The sequence below is a fragment of the Streptomyces gelaticus genome (genome assembly GCF_014649535.1).
In the GTDB taxonomy this organism is placed as follows: Bacteria; Actinomycetota; Actinomycetes; order Streptomycetales; family Streptomycetaceae; genus Streptomyces; species Streptomyces gelaticus.
The window spans coordinates 138684-153419 of the sequence record NZ_BMTF01000007.1 but is presented as its reverse complement, the minus strand read 5'-3'; the positions used below and the strand labels follow the sequence as shown (position 1 = coordinate 153419).

16 protein-coding genes and 3 pseudogenes are annotated in these 14736 nt (G+C 71.2%); 8 read left to right on the top strand and 11 right to left on the bottom strand.

Translation table 11 applies throughout. From position 1 onward, the window contains the following. Positions 1-250: 250 nt before the first annotated feature. Both IE107_RS13010 and IE107_RS13005 read right to left on the bottom strand, forming a co-directional pair. Entirely contained in the window at positions 251-1801 is a 1551-nt protein-coding gene (locus IE107_RS13010; protein ID WP_189543896.1) for a peptidoglycan-binding protein, read from the bottom strand. A 212-nt stretch (positions 1802-2013) separates the two neighbouring features. Further along, a pseudogene (locus IE107_RS13005) lies at positions 2014-2729 on the bottom strand (nitroreductase family protein). On the opposite strand from IE107_RS13005, the gene IE107_RS34850 reads away from it, so the two are divergent. Beyond that, positions 2716-3483: an SRPBCC family protein gene (locus tag IE107_RS34850; protein WP_189543895.1), complete on the top strand. Its 768-nt coding sequence runs from the start codon at positions 2716-2718 to the stop codon at positions 3481-3483. The pseudogene IE107_RS13005 and the gene IE107_RS34850 sit on opposite strands and share 14 nt — an antisense overlap. Positions 3484-3530: 47 nt before the next feature. Here IE107_RS34850 and IE107_RS12995 read toward each other — a convergent pair whose 3' ends face one another. Together IE107_RS12995 and IE107_RS12990 are read right to left on the bottom strand one after the other, a co-directional pair. Further along, on the bottom strand, positions 3531-3716 hold the full coding sequence (locus IE107_RS12995; RefSeq protein ID WP_373302435.1) for a hypothetical protein: 186 nt from the start codon (positions 3714-3716) through the stop codon (positions 3531-3533). A 56-nt stretch (positions 3717-3772) separates the two neighbouring features. Continuing rightward, positions 3773-4231 (bottom strand): DUF5709 domain-containing protein, encoded by a 459-nt coding sequence (locus tag IE107_RS12990; protein WP_189543894.1) that lies wholly within the window; start codon positions 4229-4231, stop codon positions 3773-3775. Between the two features lie 246 nt (positions 4232-4477). On the opposite strand from IE107_RS12990, the gene IE107_RS12985 reads away from it, so the two are divergent. Beyond that, positions 4478-4708 carry a DUF6296 family protein gene (locus IE107_RS12985; protein ID WP_189543893.1) on the top strand — a complete coding sequence of 77 codons (231 nt, stop codon included), beginning with the start codon at positions 4478-4480 and terminating at the stop codon, positions 4706-4708. 34 nt (positions 4709-4742) lie between these two features. Here IE107_RS12985 and IE107_RS12980 read toward each other — a convergent pair whose 3' ends face one another. Further along, a complete protein-coding gene (locus IE107_RS12980) occupies positions 4743-5168 on the bottom strand; it encodes a cold-shock protein (protein WP_229866879.1) in 426 nt (141 codons plus the stop codon). 235 nt (positions 5169-5403) lie between these two features. On the opposite strand from IE107_RS12980, the gene IE107_RS12975 reads away from it, so the two are divergent. Next, the gene (locus IE107_RS12975) at positions 5404-6561 is read left to right on the top strand and encodes a winged helix DNA-binding domain-containing protein (RefSeq protein ID WP_189543891.1); all 1158 of its coding nucleotides are present in this window, start codon (positions 5404-5406) and stop codon (positions 6559-6561) included. Between the two features lie 16 nt (positions 6562-6577). Here the strand turns inward: IE107_RS12975 and IE107_RS12970 are convergent, their stop codons facing one another. After that, positions 6578-7420: a response regulator transcription factor gene (locus tag IE107_RS12970; RefSeq protein ID WP_189543890.1), complete on the bottom strand. Its 843-nt coding sequence runs from the start codon at positions 7418-7420 to the stop codon at positions 6578-6580. 132 nt (positions 7421-7552) lie between these two features. Between IE107_RS12970 and IE107_RS12965 the strand changes: the two genes are divergently transcribed. Then, positions 7553-9229, top strand: coding sequence for an AMP-binding protein (locus IE107_RS12965; protein ID WP_189543889.1), 1677 nt, complete (start codon positions 7553-7555; stop codon positions 9227-9229). Further along, positions 9226-10833, top strand: a complete 1608-nt coding sequence (locus IE107_RS12960; RefSeq protein ID WP_189543888.1) for an AMP-binding protein — start codon at positions 9226-9228, stop codon at positions 10831-10833. The genes IE107_RS12965 and IE107_RS12960 overlap by 4 nt, the downstream gene beginning before the upstream one ends. Before the next feature lie 22 nt (positions 10834-10855). Here IE107_RS12960 and IE107_RS12955 read toward each other — a convergent pair whose 3' ends face one another. From IE107_RS12955 to IE107_RS12945, 3 genes are all read right to left on the bottom strand, one after another. Then, positions 10856-11077 (bottom strand): hypothetical protein, encoded by a 222-nt coding sequence (locus IE107_RS12955; RefSeq protein WP_189543887.1) that lies wholly within the window; start codon positions 11075-11077, stop codon positions 10856-10858. A gap of 77 nt (positions 11078-11154) precedes the next feature. Then, positions 11155-11709, bottom strand: coding sequence for a GNAT family N-acetyltransferase (locus IE107_RS12950; protein ID WP_189543886.1), 555 nt, complete (start codon positions 11707-11709; stop codon positions 11155-11157). Between the two features lie 29 nt (positions 11710-11738). Continuing rightward, a complete protein-coding gene (locus IE107_RS12945) occupies positions 11739-12467 on the bottom strand; it encodes a hypothetical protein (protein WP_189544062.1) in 729 nt (242 codons plus the stop codon). A gap of 268 nt (positions 12468-12735) precedes the next feature. Between IE107_RS12945 and IE107_RS12940 the strand changes: the two genes are divergently transcribed. Continuing rightward, positions 12736-12876: a hypothetical protein gene (locus IE107_RS12940; protein ID WP_189544077.1), complete on the top strand. Its 141-nt coding sequence runs from the start codon at positions 12736-12738 to the stop codon at positions 12874-12876. Between the two features lie 207 nt (positions 12877-13083). On the opposite strand, the pseudogene IE107_RS12935 reads toward IE107_RS12940, so the two are convergent. Together IE107_RS12935 and IE107_RS12930 are read right to left on the bottom strand one after the other, a co-directional pair. Then, positions 13084-13212: pseudogene (locus IE107_RS12935) on the bottom strand (catalase); the annotation flags it as partial. Positions 13213-13286: 74 nt separating this feature from the next. Next, positions 13287-13838: pseudogene (locus IE107_RS12930) on the bottom strand (NAD-binding protein); the annotation flags it as partial. 188 nt (positions 13839-14026) lie between these two features. On the opposite strand from IE107_RS12930, the gene IE107_RS12925 reads away from it, so the two are divergent. Next, positions 14027-14278, top strand: coding sequence for a thiamine-binding protein (locus tag IE107_RS12925; protein WP_189543885.1), 252 nt, complete (start codon positions 14027-14029; stop codon positions 14276-14278). Beyond that, a complete protein-coding gene (locus tag IE107_RS12920; protein WP_229866876.1) occupies positions 14275-14652 on the top strand; it encodes a helix-turn-helix domain-containing protein in 378 nt (125 codons plus the stop codon). Before IE107_RS12925 ends, IE107_RS12920 begins: the two co-directional genes overlap by 4 nt. The last annotated feature ends 84 nt before the right edge of the window (positions 14653-14736 follow it).

Below are 14736 nucleotides of genomic sequence, written 5' to 3'. Positions count from 1 at the left end.
TCGGTGGCACGGGGAGCACAAAAAAACAGGCACGACGAAACCACCGACAGGTGGTCTATGTCTGTGCCTGCCAAAACACTGCGGAAAGCGCCGCAGCACGTGAACTGCAAGTAATGCGAGCTACGCAGTGAGGTTAAGAACGCGCCAGGAGAAACGTCAAGGGTTTCCGGCAGGTTACTTGAACGTGACGTGGCTCCAGGAGCGGGGCGGGGCGGTCCGCACGCGCCCCGCCCCGCTCGTGGGGACAGCGTCAGCGCCCCGTCTGCAGCGCCGTCCAGGTGGCCGGCCCCACGATGCCGTCGGCCGTCAGCCCCCGGCTCGTCTGGTAGCCGCGCACCGCGGTCGCCGTCGTCGGGCCGAAGGTGCCGTCGATGCCGACCGTCGAGCCGAGCGCCGCGGTCAGCGAGCGCTGGAGCCGCTTCACCCCGTCTCCCGATGTGCCCTGCTGGAGGGTCGGCGTCGCGCCGGCCGACAGCAGCGCGGTCCAGGTCCTGGCCCCCACCACGCCGTCGGCATCCAGTCCGCGGGCCGCCTGGTACGCCGTCACCGCGGTCTTCGTGGCCGGACCGAAGCTGCCGTCCACCGCGCCCGCGGAGTAGCCCTGCTCGTTCAGCAGCTGCTGGACCGCCTTCACCTGGGCGCCCGTCGAGCCGCTCCGCTGGGGCGCGTACGAGGTGAAGCTCAGCCCGTCGGCGCCCTCGCCGCCGCGGGTGTCCCCGCCGACCAGCTGCATGTAGCGATTCCAGTCCCAGTAGGGCCCCGGGTCGGTGTGGTCGTTGCCCGGGGCCTCGCTGTGCCCGATGATGTGCGCCCGGTCCTTGGGGATCCCGTAGCGGTCGCACAGGTGCTTGGTCAGCGCCGCCGACGACCGGTACATCGTGTCCGTGAACCAGGACGGGTCGTCGATGAACCCCTCGTGCTCGATGCCGAGCGCCGAGGAGTTGGCGCTTCTCGCGTGGTACGCGGTGTCCTTGTCGCGCACCATCTGGGTGATCTCGCCGTCGGAGGAGCGCACCACGTAGTGGGCGCTCACCTCCGCGGTCGGGTTCTGGAACCAGCTGATGGAGCCCGCGTACGAGCCCTGCGTGACATGGACGACCACCTTGTTGATCTTCGCGGAGCGCCCCGCGGTGAAGTTGTTCGGGCTGGCCGCCACCCATCGCGCCGAGGGGTAGTCCGGGCTCTGGGTGCGTACGGCGGCGGAGAGCGCCCCCTTGTGCGGGGAGACCGGACGGCTCGTCACCGAGATCAGCTCGCCGCCGGGGACGACCGCCTTCAGACCGTTGGCCAGGAAGGCGTAGACAGTGTCGGCGTAGAGAGCGGCGGCCGGCCCCTGCGCGCCGCCGTACCGGGCGACGGCCGGGTACCAGGCGTCGATGTCGTCGCGGTCCCGGGCGTCGAGGCCGAGCTTGTCCGCGTAGCTGCGCAGTACTGCCGCGCCGCCCAGGATGTTGGCCGCGGTGTCGGTGCGGAGCTCGGCGAGGGGCTTTCCGGTGAGGGCCGCCGCCCGTTCCAGGGACCGGTTCGTGGGGTTGCTCATCAGATGCATCACGCCGTAGCCGCCCGCCTGGCTGGGGCGCCCGGCGTGGCCGTCGAGCCGGGTCTCGCCGTAACCGACGGCGGTGAGCAGATCGCGCGGTACGTCGAACTCCGCGGCGGCCCGCGCGAACGCCCGGTTCATCGGGTGGTCCCCGTCCGGAGCGGCGAGGGCCGGCGATCCGGTCACGGTGAGGACGGTGGCGGTGAGAGCCGCCAGGACGGATGCGCGGCCCTTTGTGTGGGCGGCGGCGCGGCTGGGCATACCTGCTCCTGCTCGGTGGGGGGAAGAGAGGAACGGCCCCCGGGCCCGAGTGGGGTGGGTCCGGGGGCCACGAAGCCCGCACAGCGTATCCATCCGTCCAGGGCATGACAATCATGTGCCTGGGTGTCGAACTCCCTTTCACTCCAATGGAGTTGAGGTGGGAGGAGGAGGGTGGGGCCCGCCCGGGGCGGGCGGGCCGTCCTTGGCCCCGGCTACCAGCGGTCGCGGTGGATGACGTCCGCCACCGGGCGGCGGTGCACCGGGCCGAAGTTGCCGAGCGGCCACCCGACCGGGATGGCGGCGTAGGTGTGCATGTCCTCGGGGATGCCGAGCGCTTCCTTCCACTCCTGCTCCAGCATCAGATGCCAGACGGTGATGTTCGCCGCGAGCCCCAGGGCCCGTGCGGCGAGCAGCATGTTCTGGACGCCCGGGTAGACGCAGGAGCCCTCGGCGAGCGCCTGGAAACGGGACTGGGTGTTCACCATGTGCTCGGTCGCGGCCGGGCCGAGCGCCTGCGCGGAGGCCAGCAGCCCCTCCTCGTCCAGGCGCGGCTCCGGGAACCGGTAGCAGGGCACGATCAGTGCAGGAGTGTCGGCGAAGTGGTCGCGCTGGTACTCGATCGCGGCGACCATCCGGCCGTACGCCGCGTCGTCCATGCCCTTGGGCGCGTGCTTCCCGTCGTCGCCAGGTAGGCGTCCACGCACCGCTTCCACAGCGGCGCCAGACGCGCCATCACCTCGCGGTCGGTGACCACGACGTACTCGTAGCACTGCATGTTGCCGCCGCTGGGACCCCAGACGGCGGCCTGTACGAGCTGCTCCAGCGTCTCGTCCGGCACCGGTTCTGGCTTCAGGCGGCGCATCGCGCGCATGGTGGACATCGTCGGGAAGAGCGCGGGCCCGTCGGGGTGAGTCATGTCGATCGTCATGATCGCGGAGTGTACGGTCCGGTCATCGGCGGCGGGCGCCACGGTCGGGGGAAGCAGCTTCCTCACGATCGGGGAGTCCGACCACTGGGTCGTCCTGGAGCGCCCCGACGACGTCGCGGACCTCGCGGCCCGGTTCTTCACCGACCGCCCGCCGGAGCCGGCGCCCGTACTGCCGGCACTCCCGGCGCAGTCCCGGACGTCGCCGTCACCGGCCGGACCGGACCTCGCCGGCAGCCCTCAGGAAGGAACGGCCATGGACAAGCCCGAGTTCGTCTACGCCCTCTACATCCAGACCACCGCGCAGAAGCTCTACCACGCGCTGACCGACCCCGAGCTCATCAAGATCTACATGGGCGGTTGCGGCCCCGACTCGACCTGGGAGCCCGGTGCACCGGTCCGCTGGAAGATGGACCCGGACGGCGAGTTCGAGGAGGTCGGCCAGCGGGTCCTGGAGGCGGAACCCGGCAGACGGCTCTCGTACACCTGGCACACCCTCCAGCCCATGCACCGCCAGATGTTCGACTTCGCCTCGGACGAGGAATGGGACAGGGCCGTCCAGGAGCGGTCGAGGGTCGCCTTCGACATCGAGCCGGCCGGGGAACCCGAGCTGGGGATCAAGCTGACGCTCACCCATGACGGGTTCGACAGCCCCGGCAGCAGGATGCTGGAGGGCGTCAGCAGCGGCTGGGTGGCGATCCTCTCGACGCTCAAGACCCTCCTGGAGGGCGGGAAGTTCCTCGACGAGCCGGCCTGAGGCGGGTGGTGCGGTGCGCGGTCCGCCCCGGGGATCCCGGCACACCCTCAGGCGCCGGGCACCCGGTCCAGGAAGCCGCTGACCGAGGAGAGGTGTCCGTCCTCGGCGAGGGTGGCCACGTCCGAAACGGCGACGGGCGCCGAACCGTCGGCGGTGGAGACCGGTTCCCGGCTGAAGCGCACGATGTCGTGGTGTCCGATGCGGGGAAAGGCGTCGATTGCCGCTGGAGTCATGGGACCGGCCGGGGATACGCAGAGGCTCCGCACGGCCGGGGCGAGGGGCCGCCGTCTCAGGCCTGGCCGTCCGACACCACATGCATGGCGGCCTCCTCGGCCGATGCCCCGGCCCCGTCGATCCCGACGTCCTCGCCCGCCATGGTGTCCGGCTCGTCGATGTCCAGCTGCCGGGTGAGCCGGCCGGCGCGTACCGTACCGACCTCCGCGTCCCAGAGCTCGCCGTCACCGCCGGGCAGATCACCCACGCCGTCGCCGTCTCCGTCGGCGTCGGGGGAGTCGGGGAGTTCGCGGGCCAGGCGGCCGTCCAGCGTCTCGCCGTCGTGCTGCTCGGCGGCCGTGGTGCCCCGGTCCTCCACGGCCCACGGCCGCTCCGGCGGGGAGTAGCCCTCGTCGAGTGCGTCGGTCAGCCCCCGGTTGTCCAGGGTGTCCTCGATATCGAGCTGCTCGGTGAGGTCCGAGGCCTCCGGCTGCTGGGGCTGGTAGACATCGTCTCCCATGTCGGCATCCATCATGGTCCGTCCCTTCCCGGTTTCGGGGATCCCGGGCGTGCATGCCATGCACACGACTCGGGAGAAAAGGGGGGCTATTCATGCGGTATGCACCCGAGTGCCGTCCAACCGCCCGTATGGGTTCAGGATAAGTGGCCCGAGCATGAGTCCGCAGCCGTGGACGGCTGCTCGGGCGCCGAGGGCCGGTCGGAGGGACCATGGAAGGTGCGGGTGGAACATGCCCTGCCCCATCCGCATCGGAGAACGGTCATGGATTACCCGGAGAGCTACCAGTTGGTATTTCAGGCAGCCGCCGTGGAGGACGACACGGTGACCGTCCGGCGCACCGAGCAGTCGGGAGCCGGCGGCTTCCCGATCTACGAGGACGAGACCGGAATCGTGCGTGCGGAGATCAGCGACCGGGGTGAGGTGCGCATGCTGGCCAGCGGCGGACACCAGGTGTTCGGTACCCCGCTGGTGGTACGGGAGCCGAGCGGCTGAACGGCTGGATACGCCTTGGGCTGTCCCGGGGGTCTCAGCCCTCGGTCCAGCCGTGGTTCTTGGCGAACTGCAGCAGTCCGCGCCGGATCTGGAGGATCTGAGCGCCCGTCAGTGAAGGCGCGGACTCCAGCAGCACGTCGGTCACGTCCCTGGTGTACTCGGCCGCGCTGAGCACATCGCACAGGGTGTCGTCCTCGGGCGCACCGGAAGCAGCGAGGCCCGAGGTCCTCGGCGGGGTGAGCGGCTTGCCGTCGGATCCCTCGGCGAGCCGGACCGACGACGCCTTCAGCCCGCGGTCACCGTCCTCGATCTCGAACTCGACCGCCGTACCCGTGTGGACGTAGGACTCCGGGATCAGCATGTCGTTCACATGGAGGAAGACGTCCTCGCCCCCGTGATCGGGCGCGATGAAGCCGTATCCCCGAGCTCCGTCGAACCGCACGACGCGACCAGAAACCACACCGACCCCCAGGAAAAGAACCGGGCCCCTTGCCCGTACGCCACACATGGCCCGATCGGAGAATAGCGCCGAGGGGTCGGGCGGCGCGACCCGGTGGGAAGCAATCACCTCTTCCCGGGCCGGGCCCGGACCGGTTCCCCGACCCGGCGGCCGGGCCGGGTGTACGGGCGTACGGACCGGAGCACGCATCCCGATGCGGACCGAAGCTGTCCGCGGCGACGCGTAGCGTGCGTCCATGGCAACCACGAGGAACCCCGCCGCACCCGCCGTGCTCTCCCCCCGCGCCCTGAACCGCGCCACGCTGGAGCGCCAGCTGCTGCTGCGCCGGAGCGCGATGTCCGCGAAGGACGCCGTGGCGCACCTGGTCGGCCTTCAGGCACAGAACACCAAACCGCCCTATTACCAGCTCTGCGCCCGCCTCGACGGCTTCGACCCGGCCGAGCTCGCCGCACTGATGGAGTCCCGCGAGGCGGTCCGTATCGTCACGATGCGGTCCACCATCCATATGCACACCGCCGCCGACGCACTCACCCTGCGCCCGCTCGTCCAGGCGGCGCGCGACCGGGAGCTCAAGATCTTCCGCAAGGGGCTCGCCGGGGTGGACCTCGACCGGCTCAGGGCGGTGAGCAGGGAATTCGTCGAGGAAAGGCCCCGCACGCCCGGGGAGATCCGTGCGGAGCTGCTCGGCCGGTGGCCGGACGCCGACCCGCAGGCCCTGGGGGTGGGCGCCCGCTGCCTGCTGCCGCTGGTCCAGGTGACTCCGCGCGGGGTGTGGGGGAGGAGCGGCCGGGTCGCGCTGACCACCGTCGAGCACTGGCTGGGCGCCCCGTCCGAGCCGGTTCCCGCGCCCGATGCCACGGTGCTGCGCTATCTCGGCGCCTTCGGGCCGGCCTCGGTGAAGGACATGCAGATGTGGGCCGGGCTGACCCGGCTGCGGGAGGTGTTCGAGCGGCTGCGGCCGAAGCTCGTCACCTTCCGGGACGAGAACGGGGCCGAACTCTTCGACCTGCCGGACGCCCCGCGCCCGGACGAGGACACGCCGGCCCCGCCGCGCTTCCTGCCCGAGTTCGACGATGTGCTGCTCGGCCACGCCGACCGCACCCGCGTGATCCCGCCGCGGTTCCACGGGCGCAACGGGAACGGCAATCAGGCGTACGGCACGGTGCTCGTCGACGGCTTCCTCGCGGCGGTCTGGCGGCTGGGCGACGGCGCCTCGAACCCGGGTTCCGCGGCGGCGTCGCTCACCGTGCAGCCGCTGGGCAGGCTCGGCCGGGCGGAGCGCGACGCGGTCACGGAGGAGGCCGTACGGATGCTCTCGGTCATGAGGACGGAAGCAGGCGGCACCGACGGCCACGACATCCGGTTCGCGGACTTCGTCGACTTCGGGGAGTGAGCCCCCGCGGCGCCGGCTACGGCAGCAACCCCGCGCGCCGGGCCGCCACCACCGCCTCCAGACGGGTGTGCGCCCCCAGCTTGCGCATCGCCGAACGCAGATAGCCCTTCACCGTCTCCGGCCGCACGCCGAGCCGCTCCGCCGCCACCGCGTTCGTCGCCCCCGCCGCCACGCAGGCCAGCACATCCAGCTCGCGCGGCGCCAGCTGCGTCTCGCAGGGCTTCGGGGAACGGGGCCCGGCCGCCGAGGCGAGCCGTCCGCACACCGCGAGCAGCTCGTCCCGCAACGCCGGGTCGACGACCTTCGGCGCCAGGGCCCGCAGCTCGCGGTGGGCCTCGCGGACGTCCTCCCACGCCTCCGGGGCCGCCCTGGGATCCGTGACCTGCTCCCGGGTCACCGCCAGCAGCTGCTGCACCTCGTCCCGCACGACGAGCGCCTGCTCCACATCGCGGGCGGCGGCGACCGCCGCGTCGAACGTGCGGTCCCCGAGCGTGATCGGCTCACGCAGCGCCCCGTACAGCACGCCGCGCACCTTGCGCCGCACCACGACCGGGACCGCGACCACCGAGCGCAGGCCCTCCGCCGCGACCGCCAGGTCGTACTCGTGGCTGATGTGGCGCGAGGAGTGGTAGTCGGTCACCGCGCACGGCCGGGACAGCGCGATCGCCTTGCCGCCGAGCCCGCTGCCCGCCGAGATGACGAGCCCGCGCAGCACGCTGGTCTGCGCCCCGTTCAGCTCGGCGATCCGGGCATGACGGGCATCGGCGAGCAGCCCGCCGAAGGCCACCGGCAGGCCGCTGCTCCGGCGCAGCCGCAGCAGCGCTGTCTGCATCTCGACCGCATCGACGGATTCCGGCACGCTGACGCCTTTCCTGCCCGGCTCCAGGGGGTTCGGCCACCCCTTGCTGCACCCCCGTTCGGGGGTGGTGAGACCTGGGTCACTGTTTACATGATGTTAAGTGACCGGTCCGGTCCGCAATGAGGAGGGCACATGTCGGCAACCAGCGCGACGGAAACGTTCCGGGCCGCCCGGGACTTTCTGCTGAAGCACCGCGAGGACTATCACGCGGCCTACGAGGGCTTCAGCTGGCCCAGGACCGACCACTTCAACTGGGCGCTCGACTGGTTCGACGCCATCGCCGAGAACAACGACCGCACCGCACTGCACATCGTGGAGGAGGACGGCGGCCGTACCGAGGTGTCCTTCGCCCGGATGTCCGCCCGGTCCAACCAGGCCGCGAACTGGCTGCGCGAGCGGGGCGTGCGCCCCGGCGACCGGATTCTCGTGATGCTCGGCAACCAGGTCGAGCTGTGGGAGACCGCCCTCGCCGCGATGAAGCTGCGCGCCGTGGTCATCCCTGCCACCCCGCTGCTCGGCCCGGTCGACCTGCGCGACCGGGTGGAGCGCGGCCGGGTCCGCCACGTCCTGGTGCGGGACACCGACACCGCGAAGTTCGACGGGGTGCCTGGCGACTACTCCCGGTTCGCCGTCGGCGCGGACGTGCCCGGCTGGCTGTCGTACGCCGGGGCCGACGAGCAGCCGCAGACCTTCGAGGCGGACCGGGAGACCGACGCCGACGAGCCGCTGATGCTCTACTTCACCTCCGGCACGACCGCCAGCCCCAAGCTCGTCGAGCACACCCATGTCTCTTACCCCGTGGGCCACTTGGCGACGATGTACTGGATCGGCCTCAAGCCCGGGGACGTCCACCTCAACATCTCCTCGCCCGGCTGGGCCAAGCACGCCTGGTCGAATCTCTTCGCGCCCTGGAGCGCCGAGGCGACCGTCTTCATCTTCAACTACACCCGCTTCGACGCGGGCCGGCTGATGGCCGAGATGGACCGCTCGGGCGTCACCAGCTTCTGCGCCCCGCCCACCGTCTGGCGGATGCTGATCCAGGCCGACCTCTCCCAGCTGAAGACCCCGCCGCGCGAGGTCGTCGCGGCCGGTGAGCCGCTGAACCCCGAGGTCATCGAGACGGTGCGGCGCACCTGGGGCGTCACCATCCGGGACGGCTTCGGCCAGACCGAGACCGCCGTCCAGGTCGCCAACACCCCGGGCCAGCTGCTGAAGGCCGGCTCGATGGGGCGGCCCAGCCCCGGCTTCAAGGTCGAGCTCCTCGACCCGGTCACCGGTGAGCCCGGTGCGGTCGAGGGCGAGATCTCCCTCGACCTGTCCGGCCGCCCGATGGGCCTGATGACCGGCTACCACGGCGACCCGGAGCGCACGGCCGAGGCCATGGCCGGCGGCTACTACCGCACCGGCGACATCGGCTCGCGCGACGCGGACGGCTACATCACCTACGTCGGCCGCGCCGACGACGTGTTCAAGGCCTCCGACTACAAGATCTCCCCGTTCGAGCTGGAGAGCGCCCTGCTGGAGCACGAGGCGGTCGCCGAGGCCGCCGTCGTCCCCGCCCCCGACCCGGTCCGGCTCGCCGTCCCCAAGGCGTACATCGTGCTCGCGGAGGGCTGGGAGCCCGGCCCGGACACGGCGAAGGTGCTGTTCGAGCACTCCCGCTCGGTCCTCGCCCCCTACAAGCGGGTCCGCAAGCTGGAGTTCGCCGAGCTGCCCAAGACCGTCTCCGGCAAGATCCGCCGCATCGAACTGCGCGAGCGCACGGCCCGGGGCACCGGCACCGAGTACGACGAGGGTGATCTGCGATGACCGGGCTCTCCTACGCGCACGGCACCGGCACCACGGCGCTGCTCGGCGACACCATCGGACGCAACCTGGACCGCGCGATCGAGGCGTTCGGCGACCGCGAGGCGCTCGTGGACTTCGCGTCGGGCCGGCGCTGGACCTACGCGGAGTTCGGCGCGGCGGTCGACGAACTGGCCCGCGCCCTGATGGCGTCGGGGGTGGCCAAGGGGGACCGGGTCGGCATCTGGGCGGTCAACTGCCCGGAGTGGGTGCTCGTGCAGTACGCCACCGCCCGCATCGGCGCCGTCATGGTCAACATCAACCCGGCGTACCGGGCACACGAGCTGGAGTACGTGCTGAAGCAAGCCGGGATCTCGCTCCTGGTCTCCTCGCTCTCGCACCGCACCAGCGACTACCGCGCCCTGGTCGGCCAGGTCCGCGCAGGCTGCCCCGCGCTGCGCGCCGTGCACTACATCGGCGACCCGTCCTGGGACGAACTGCTGGCCGTGTCCGGATCCGTGACGGCGGAAGAACTCGCCGCGCGGGAAGCCGAGTTGTCCTGCGACGACCCGATCAACATCCAGTACACCTCCGGCACCACCGGTTTCCCCAAGGGCGCCACCCTCTCCCACCACAACATCCTCAACAACGGGTACTTCGTGGGGGAACTGGTCGCCTACACGGAACAGGACCGGGTCTGCCTGCCGGTCCCCTTCTACCACTGCTTCGGCATGGTCATGGGGAACCTGGGCATCACCTCGCACGGCGCCTGCATCGTGATCCCGGCCCCCGCCTTCGAGGCCGCCGCCGTCCTCGCCGCCGTGCAGCAGGAGCGCTGCACCTCGCTCTACGGCGTCCCCACCATGTTCATCGCGGAGCTGAACCTCCCCGACTTCGCCTCGTACGACCTCACCTCGCTGCGCACCGGCATCATGGCCGGATCACCCTGCCCGGTCGAGGTGATGAAGCGGGTCGTCGCCGAGATGCACATGGACGAGGTGTCCATCTGCTACGGCATGACGGAGACCTCGCCGGTCTCCACCCAGACCCGCCGCGACGACGACCTGGAGCGCCGCACCGGCACCGTCGGCCGCGTGATGCCGCACATCGAGGTCAAGGTCGTCGACCCGGTGACCGGGGTGACACTGGAGCGCGGTGTGCCGGGCGAACTGTGCACCCGCGGCTACAGCGTGATGCTCGGCTACTGGGAACAGCCCGAGCGGACCGCCGAGGTCATCGACGCCGGCCGCTGGATGCACACCGGCGACCTCGCGGTGATGCGGGAGGACGGCTATGTACAGATAGTCGGCCGGATCAAGGACATGATCATCCGCGGTGGCGAGAACGTCTATCCGCGGGAGATCGAGGAATTCCTCTACGGTCACCCGAAGATCGCCGATGTGCAGGTGGTGGGCGTACCGGACGACACCTACGGCGAGGAGATCCTGGCCTGTGTCATCCCGAGGAACCCGGCGGACCCGCCGACCCTGGAAGAGGTGACGGCTTTCTGCCGCGAGCAGTTGGCGCACTACAAGATCCCCCGGCAGCTGCGGATCCTGGAGGCCTTCCCGATGACGGTCAGTGGGAAGGTCCGGAAGATCGAACTGCGGGAGGGCTACGGGCAGTAGGACCGGAGCGCCCGGGGCGTCATCAGGCGGCCTCGATGATGTCGCCGGTGACGCCCCGGGTCGCGGCCGCCCATTCGATCAGCAGTACCTCGTAGGCGGCGGACTCGACGGAGGACCAGTCCTGGCCGGCGCGTGCGTCCACGAATGCCCGTATCGCCTCGTTCGCCTGGGCGGCGGACGGAGGTGCCGGCCGGGACGCGCGCGGCCGGTCGTCGGATGGGGTTTGCCGTGGAGTTAAAGCCATGAGCACAACCTTAAGGCCCACCACTGACAGCGGCCGAACATTTGTGGCCCCTCTGGCCCGAACGTGACCGATTGCACTCACTGTTGCCGGTCGGCTCCGGTGAGCTGCCGGGGGTGCCCGTTGTGCGGGATTTCGCGTCGCATGCAGACCCTCGGCCAGTGGTCGAGGCCGTGTTCGGCCTCCTGGGCCCTGATCTTCCGCAGCCCGTCGGTGAGTTCGGCACCGGCGAGAGTGCGGAAGCCGAGGCGGGCGTAGTACGGCGCGTTCCAGGGGACGTGGGAGAAGGTCGTGAGCGTGAGCGCGACCAGACCCTGCTCGCCCGCCCAGCCGGCGAGGTGGTCGATGAGTGTGCTGCCCACGCCGCGCCGTGCGGCGGACGGATGCACGGAGACCTGCTCGATGTGGGCCGCCCCGTCGACCCGGTCCGCGATCAGATAGCCGACCGGGCGGTCCCCGGGGTCGGCGGCGACCCAGGCGCGGCCGGCCCGGCGGTACTCCTCCAGCAGGTCGAGCGGCGGCGGGTCGTCGTCCGCGATCGCGGACATGCCGAGGGTGCGGAACGGTTCGCCGGCGGCACGCTCGATGTCCTGGAGCAGGGGAAGATCGGTGCGGCGGGCGGTACGGATGCGCATACGGCAAGTATGTCGTCCCGGGTCGCGGCTCAGGCCCCGGTGCTGAGCAGTTCGTCGGCCGGGCTGTTGACCGGGCGCGGCGTTCCCGCCCGGTCCAGCACGAACAGCGGCATGCCCAGGCCGTCCGCGCGTGCCGCGGCGTCCGGCGCGTACCCCGGGAGCGAGAAGAAGACGCTGATGGCCGATGCGCTGAGCGCGTGCAGCCAGAGGCACTCGACGTCGCGCAGGGTGGTGGGGCGGGTGACCGTGTCGACCTGGACCACCAGCCCGGCGGCCCGCAGATCGATCCGGGCCGACGAGGGCCCCGACGGCCGCACCACGTCGCGGTAGCCCAGCCAGCTCAGATACCGGGCCGCGGTCTCGAGCGCGTCGTCCGCGCCGCGGATGGCGGCGGCCCGGAAGACGGGCCGGGGCGCCGGTGCCGTCCGTGGCAACGGGATGTGCGACGGGCCGGTGGGCCGGGGGCCGTCCTCGGAAGCGGGATCGCCGTCGGGCGGCGCCACCGGCCGGACGGGAACGCGCAGCACCGTCCCGCACGGGCAGCACAGCTCCGGCTGCGGCCACTGGTCCAGCCGCCCGCAGGCGGGGCAGCGCGCCGCCACCCAGTCGTCGTTCCAGGTGCGGTGGGTGATCGGGGCGACCGGGGCGCCGCGCAGCACGGGCGGGGTGGTCGGCGCCCCGCACGGGCAGGGGTAGACGGGCGGGCTGTACGTGTGGTCGCGGCCGCAGGCCGGGCAGCGTACCGGCACCGACTCCACCATGACCGCCCTCCGGCTCTGCTCCGAACCCCATCGTCCACCAAGCGCGAGGCCCCGGGGAGGAACTTGGCGTACTTCGTGGACCGGTGCGCGCGCTCCGGAGCCTGTGCGGCACCTCCGTGCGCCGTCTCTTGACGGCCGCCGGGGCCCGCTTTAGATTCACTTCCGCATAACGGAATCAATTTTCCGTACTTCGGAATTTGTGCTCTCAGGTGGCGCGACAGAGCCCGAATCCACCAGGTCCGATCAGGAGCGCTCAATGCCTCGAATGACCGCTGCCGGAGCGGCAGTTGAGATCCTCAAGCGCGAGGACGTGAACAACGCGTTCGGTGTGCCGGGCGCGGCGATCAACCCCTTCTACGCGGCCCTCAAGGCCTCCGGCGGACCGTGCCCGTACTCCGCGCCCTGACACGGAAAACACAACACAACGCAGCGCACACAGCACAGCGCACACAGCGCACACAACGCAACAGGGGCCGCGGCGGCGGCGATCGGGCCGTCAGGACCCGTCCCCTTCAGGTCAGGGGACGAGGAGGCACACCGGCCCTCACCACCGCACTGGCGTCGCACGACCGCCGCGGCTCGTCCTGCCCGCGCCACGCGACACCCCTCATCCGAGCCGGCCCACCCGCTGCGGCGGATGGTCGTCGTGCGGCCACACTTTGGTCAGGTCGAAGGGGTTGAAGCGGTAGCCCGCAGCCTCGGCGGCCGGCATGACCTGCACGTTGACGGGTGTTCCGGACGGCGTCGACGCCTGGGCGCGACAGGACAGGTGTCGGCGCCGGCGCCGTCCGGAAGTCTCTGGGGGCGCCGGGCCGTTCAGGCCCGGACGGGCTGGCCCGACAGGCGCTCGACCGAGCGCAGCAGGGCCGAGTGGTCCAGTCCGCCGTCGCCCTGCGCGCGCAGCGAGGCGATGAGCTGGGCGACCACGGCGCCGACGGGCAGTGCGGCACCGACGTTGCGGGCGGCGTCCGTGACGATGCCCATGTCCTTGTGGTGCAGGTCGATCCGGAAGCCCGGCGCGAAGTCCCGCTCGAGGAAGTTGTCCTTCTTGCGGGTCAGGACGGTCGAGCCGGCCAGTCCGCCGCTCAGGACGTCCAGCGCGGCGGAGAGGTCCACGCCGGACTTCTCCAGGAAGACGACGGCCTCGGCGCACGCCTGGATGTTGACCGCGACGATCAGCTGGTTGGCGGCCTTCACCGTCTGGCCGGAGCCGTGCGGACCGCACAGCACGATGGTCTTGCCGAGGGCCTGGAGGATGGGCCGGGCCGCGTCGAAGTCGGCCGGCTCACCGCCGACCATGATCGACAGCGCCGTCTCGACGGCGCCGGCCTCGCCGCCGGAGACCGGGGCGTCGAGCACACGGATGCCCGCTGGTCCGGGTGAGCCATGAGAGTTCGGCGCTACTTCCGTATTGCGGAAGTCAATTTCTATCTGTCGGAATATTGCCCCGGAGGTGTGGCAGCCGTCAAGGGGGGACGGCCCCGGCGCACGTCCGTTAGGGTCGGGCCCGAGCCGCGGGCCTCACGGTCGCGTGGCGAACGTATGAGGGAGGCACAGTGCGCTTGAGAGTGGAGTTCACCACCGAGCCCTTCGATCTCGACGAGGCGCCCGCCCACGCGGTCGTGGCCCGCGAGGTCATCCAGTCCGCCGATCTGGACGCCGTGGACGTCGGCCCCTTCGGCAACACGGCGGAGGGCGGCGCGGACGAGGTGCTCACTGCCGTGGATTCGTTGCTGCGCCAGGCCCTGGCGTCGGGTGCCACCCGGGTGTCCCTCCAGATCAATGTGATCGGGGAGGGCTCGAAGTGACCGGACCGGCGGACCACCCGCTCGTCGCCGCGGTCAAGCCGCTCGTGGACGCCATGGGTGCCGAGCTGCTCGGGCCCGAGCGGGCCGAGCCCGACGACGTCGTGCTGGCCTGGGAGGGCGAGGACGTCATAGCCGTGCGGCTGCCCCAGCTCTCGGAGTCGCTCGATCACATCCTGGCCGCCATGGAACGCCGGCACGGGGTGCCGCTCGCAGAGCTCGACCGCAGGACCAAGCAGTCGGTGGTGCGGACCCTGGAGGCACGTGGTGCCTTCTCGATGCGGCACGGTGTGGAGACGGTGGCGGGCGCGCTGGGGGTCAGCCGCTTCACCGTCTACAACTACTTGAACAGGGAAAATGCCGCCAAAGGCGAGTAGTTGAGGCCATGGTCGAGCGAACGCGGTGGAAGGCTGCGCGGGCCGCCGTTCGGAGAACCGGACGGCGGCTTTTTGCGTTCGGGT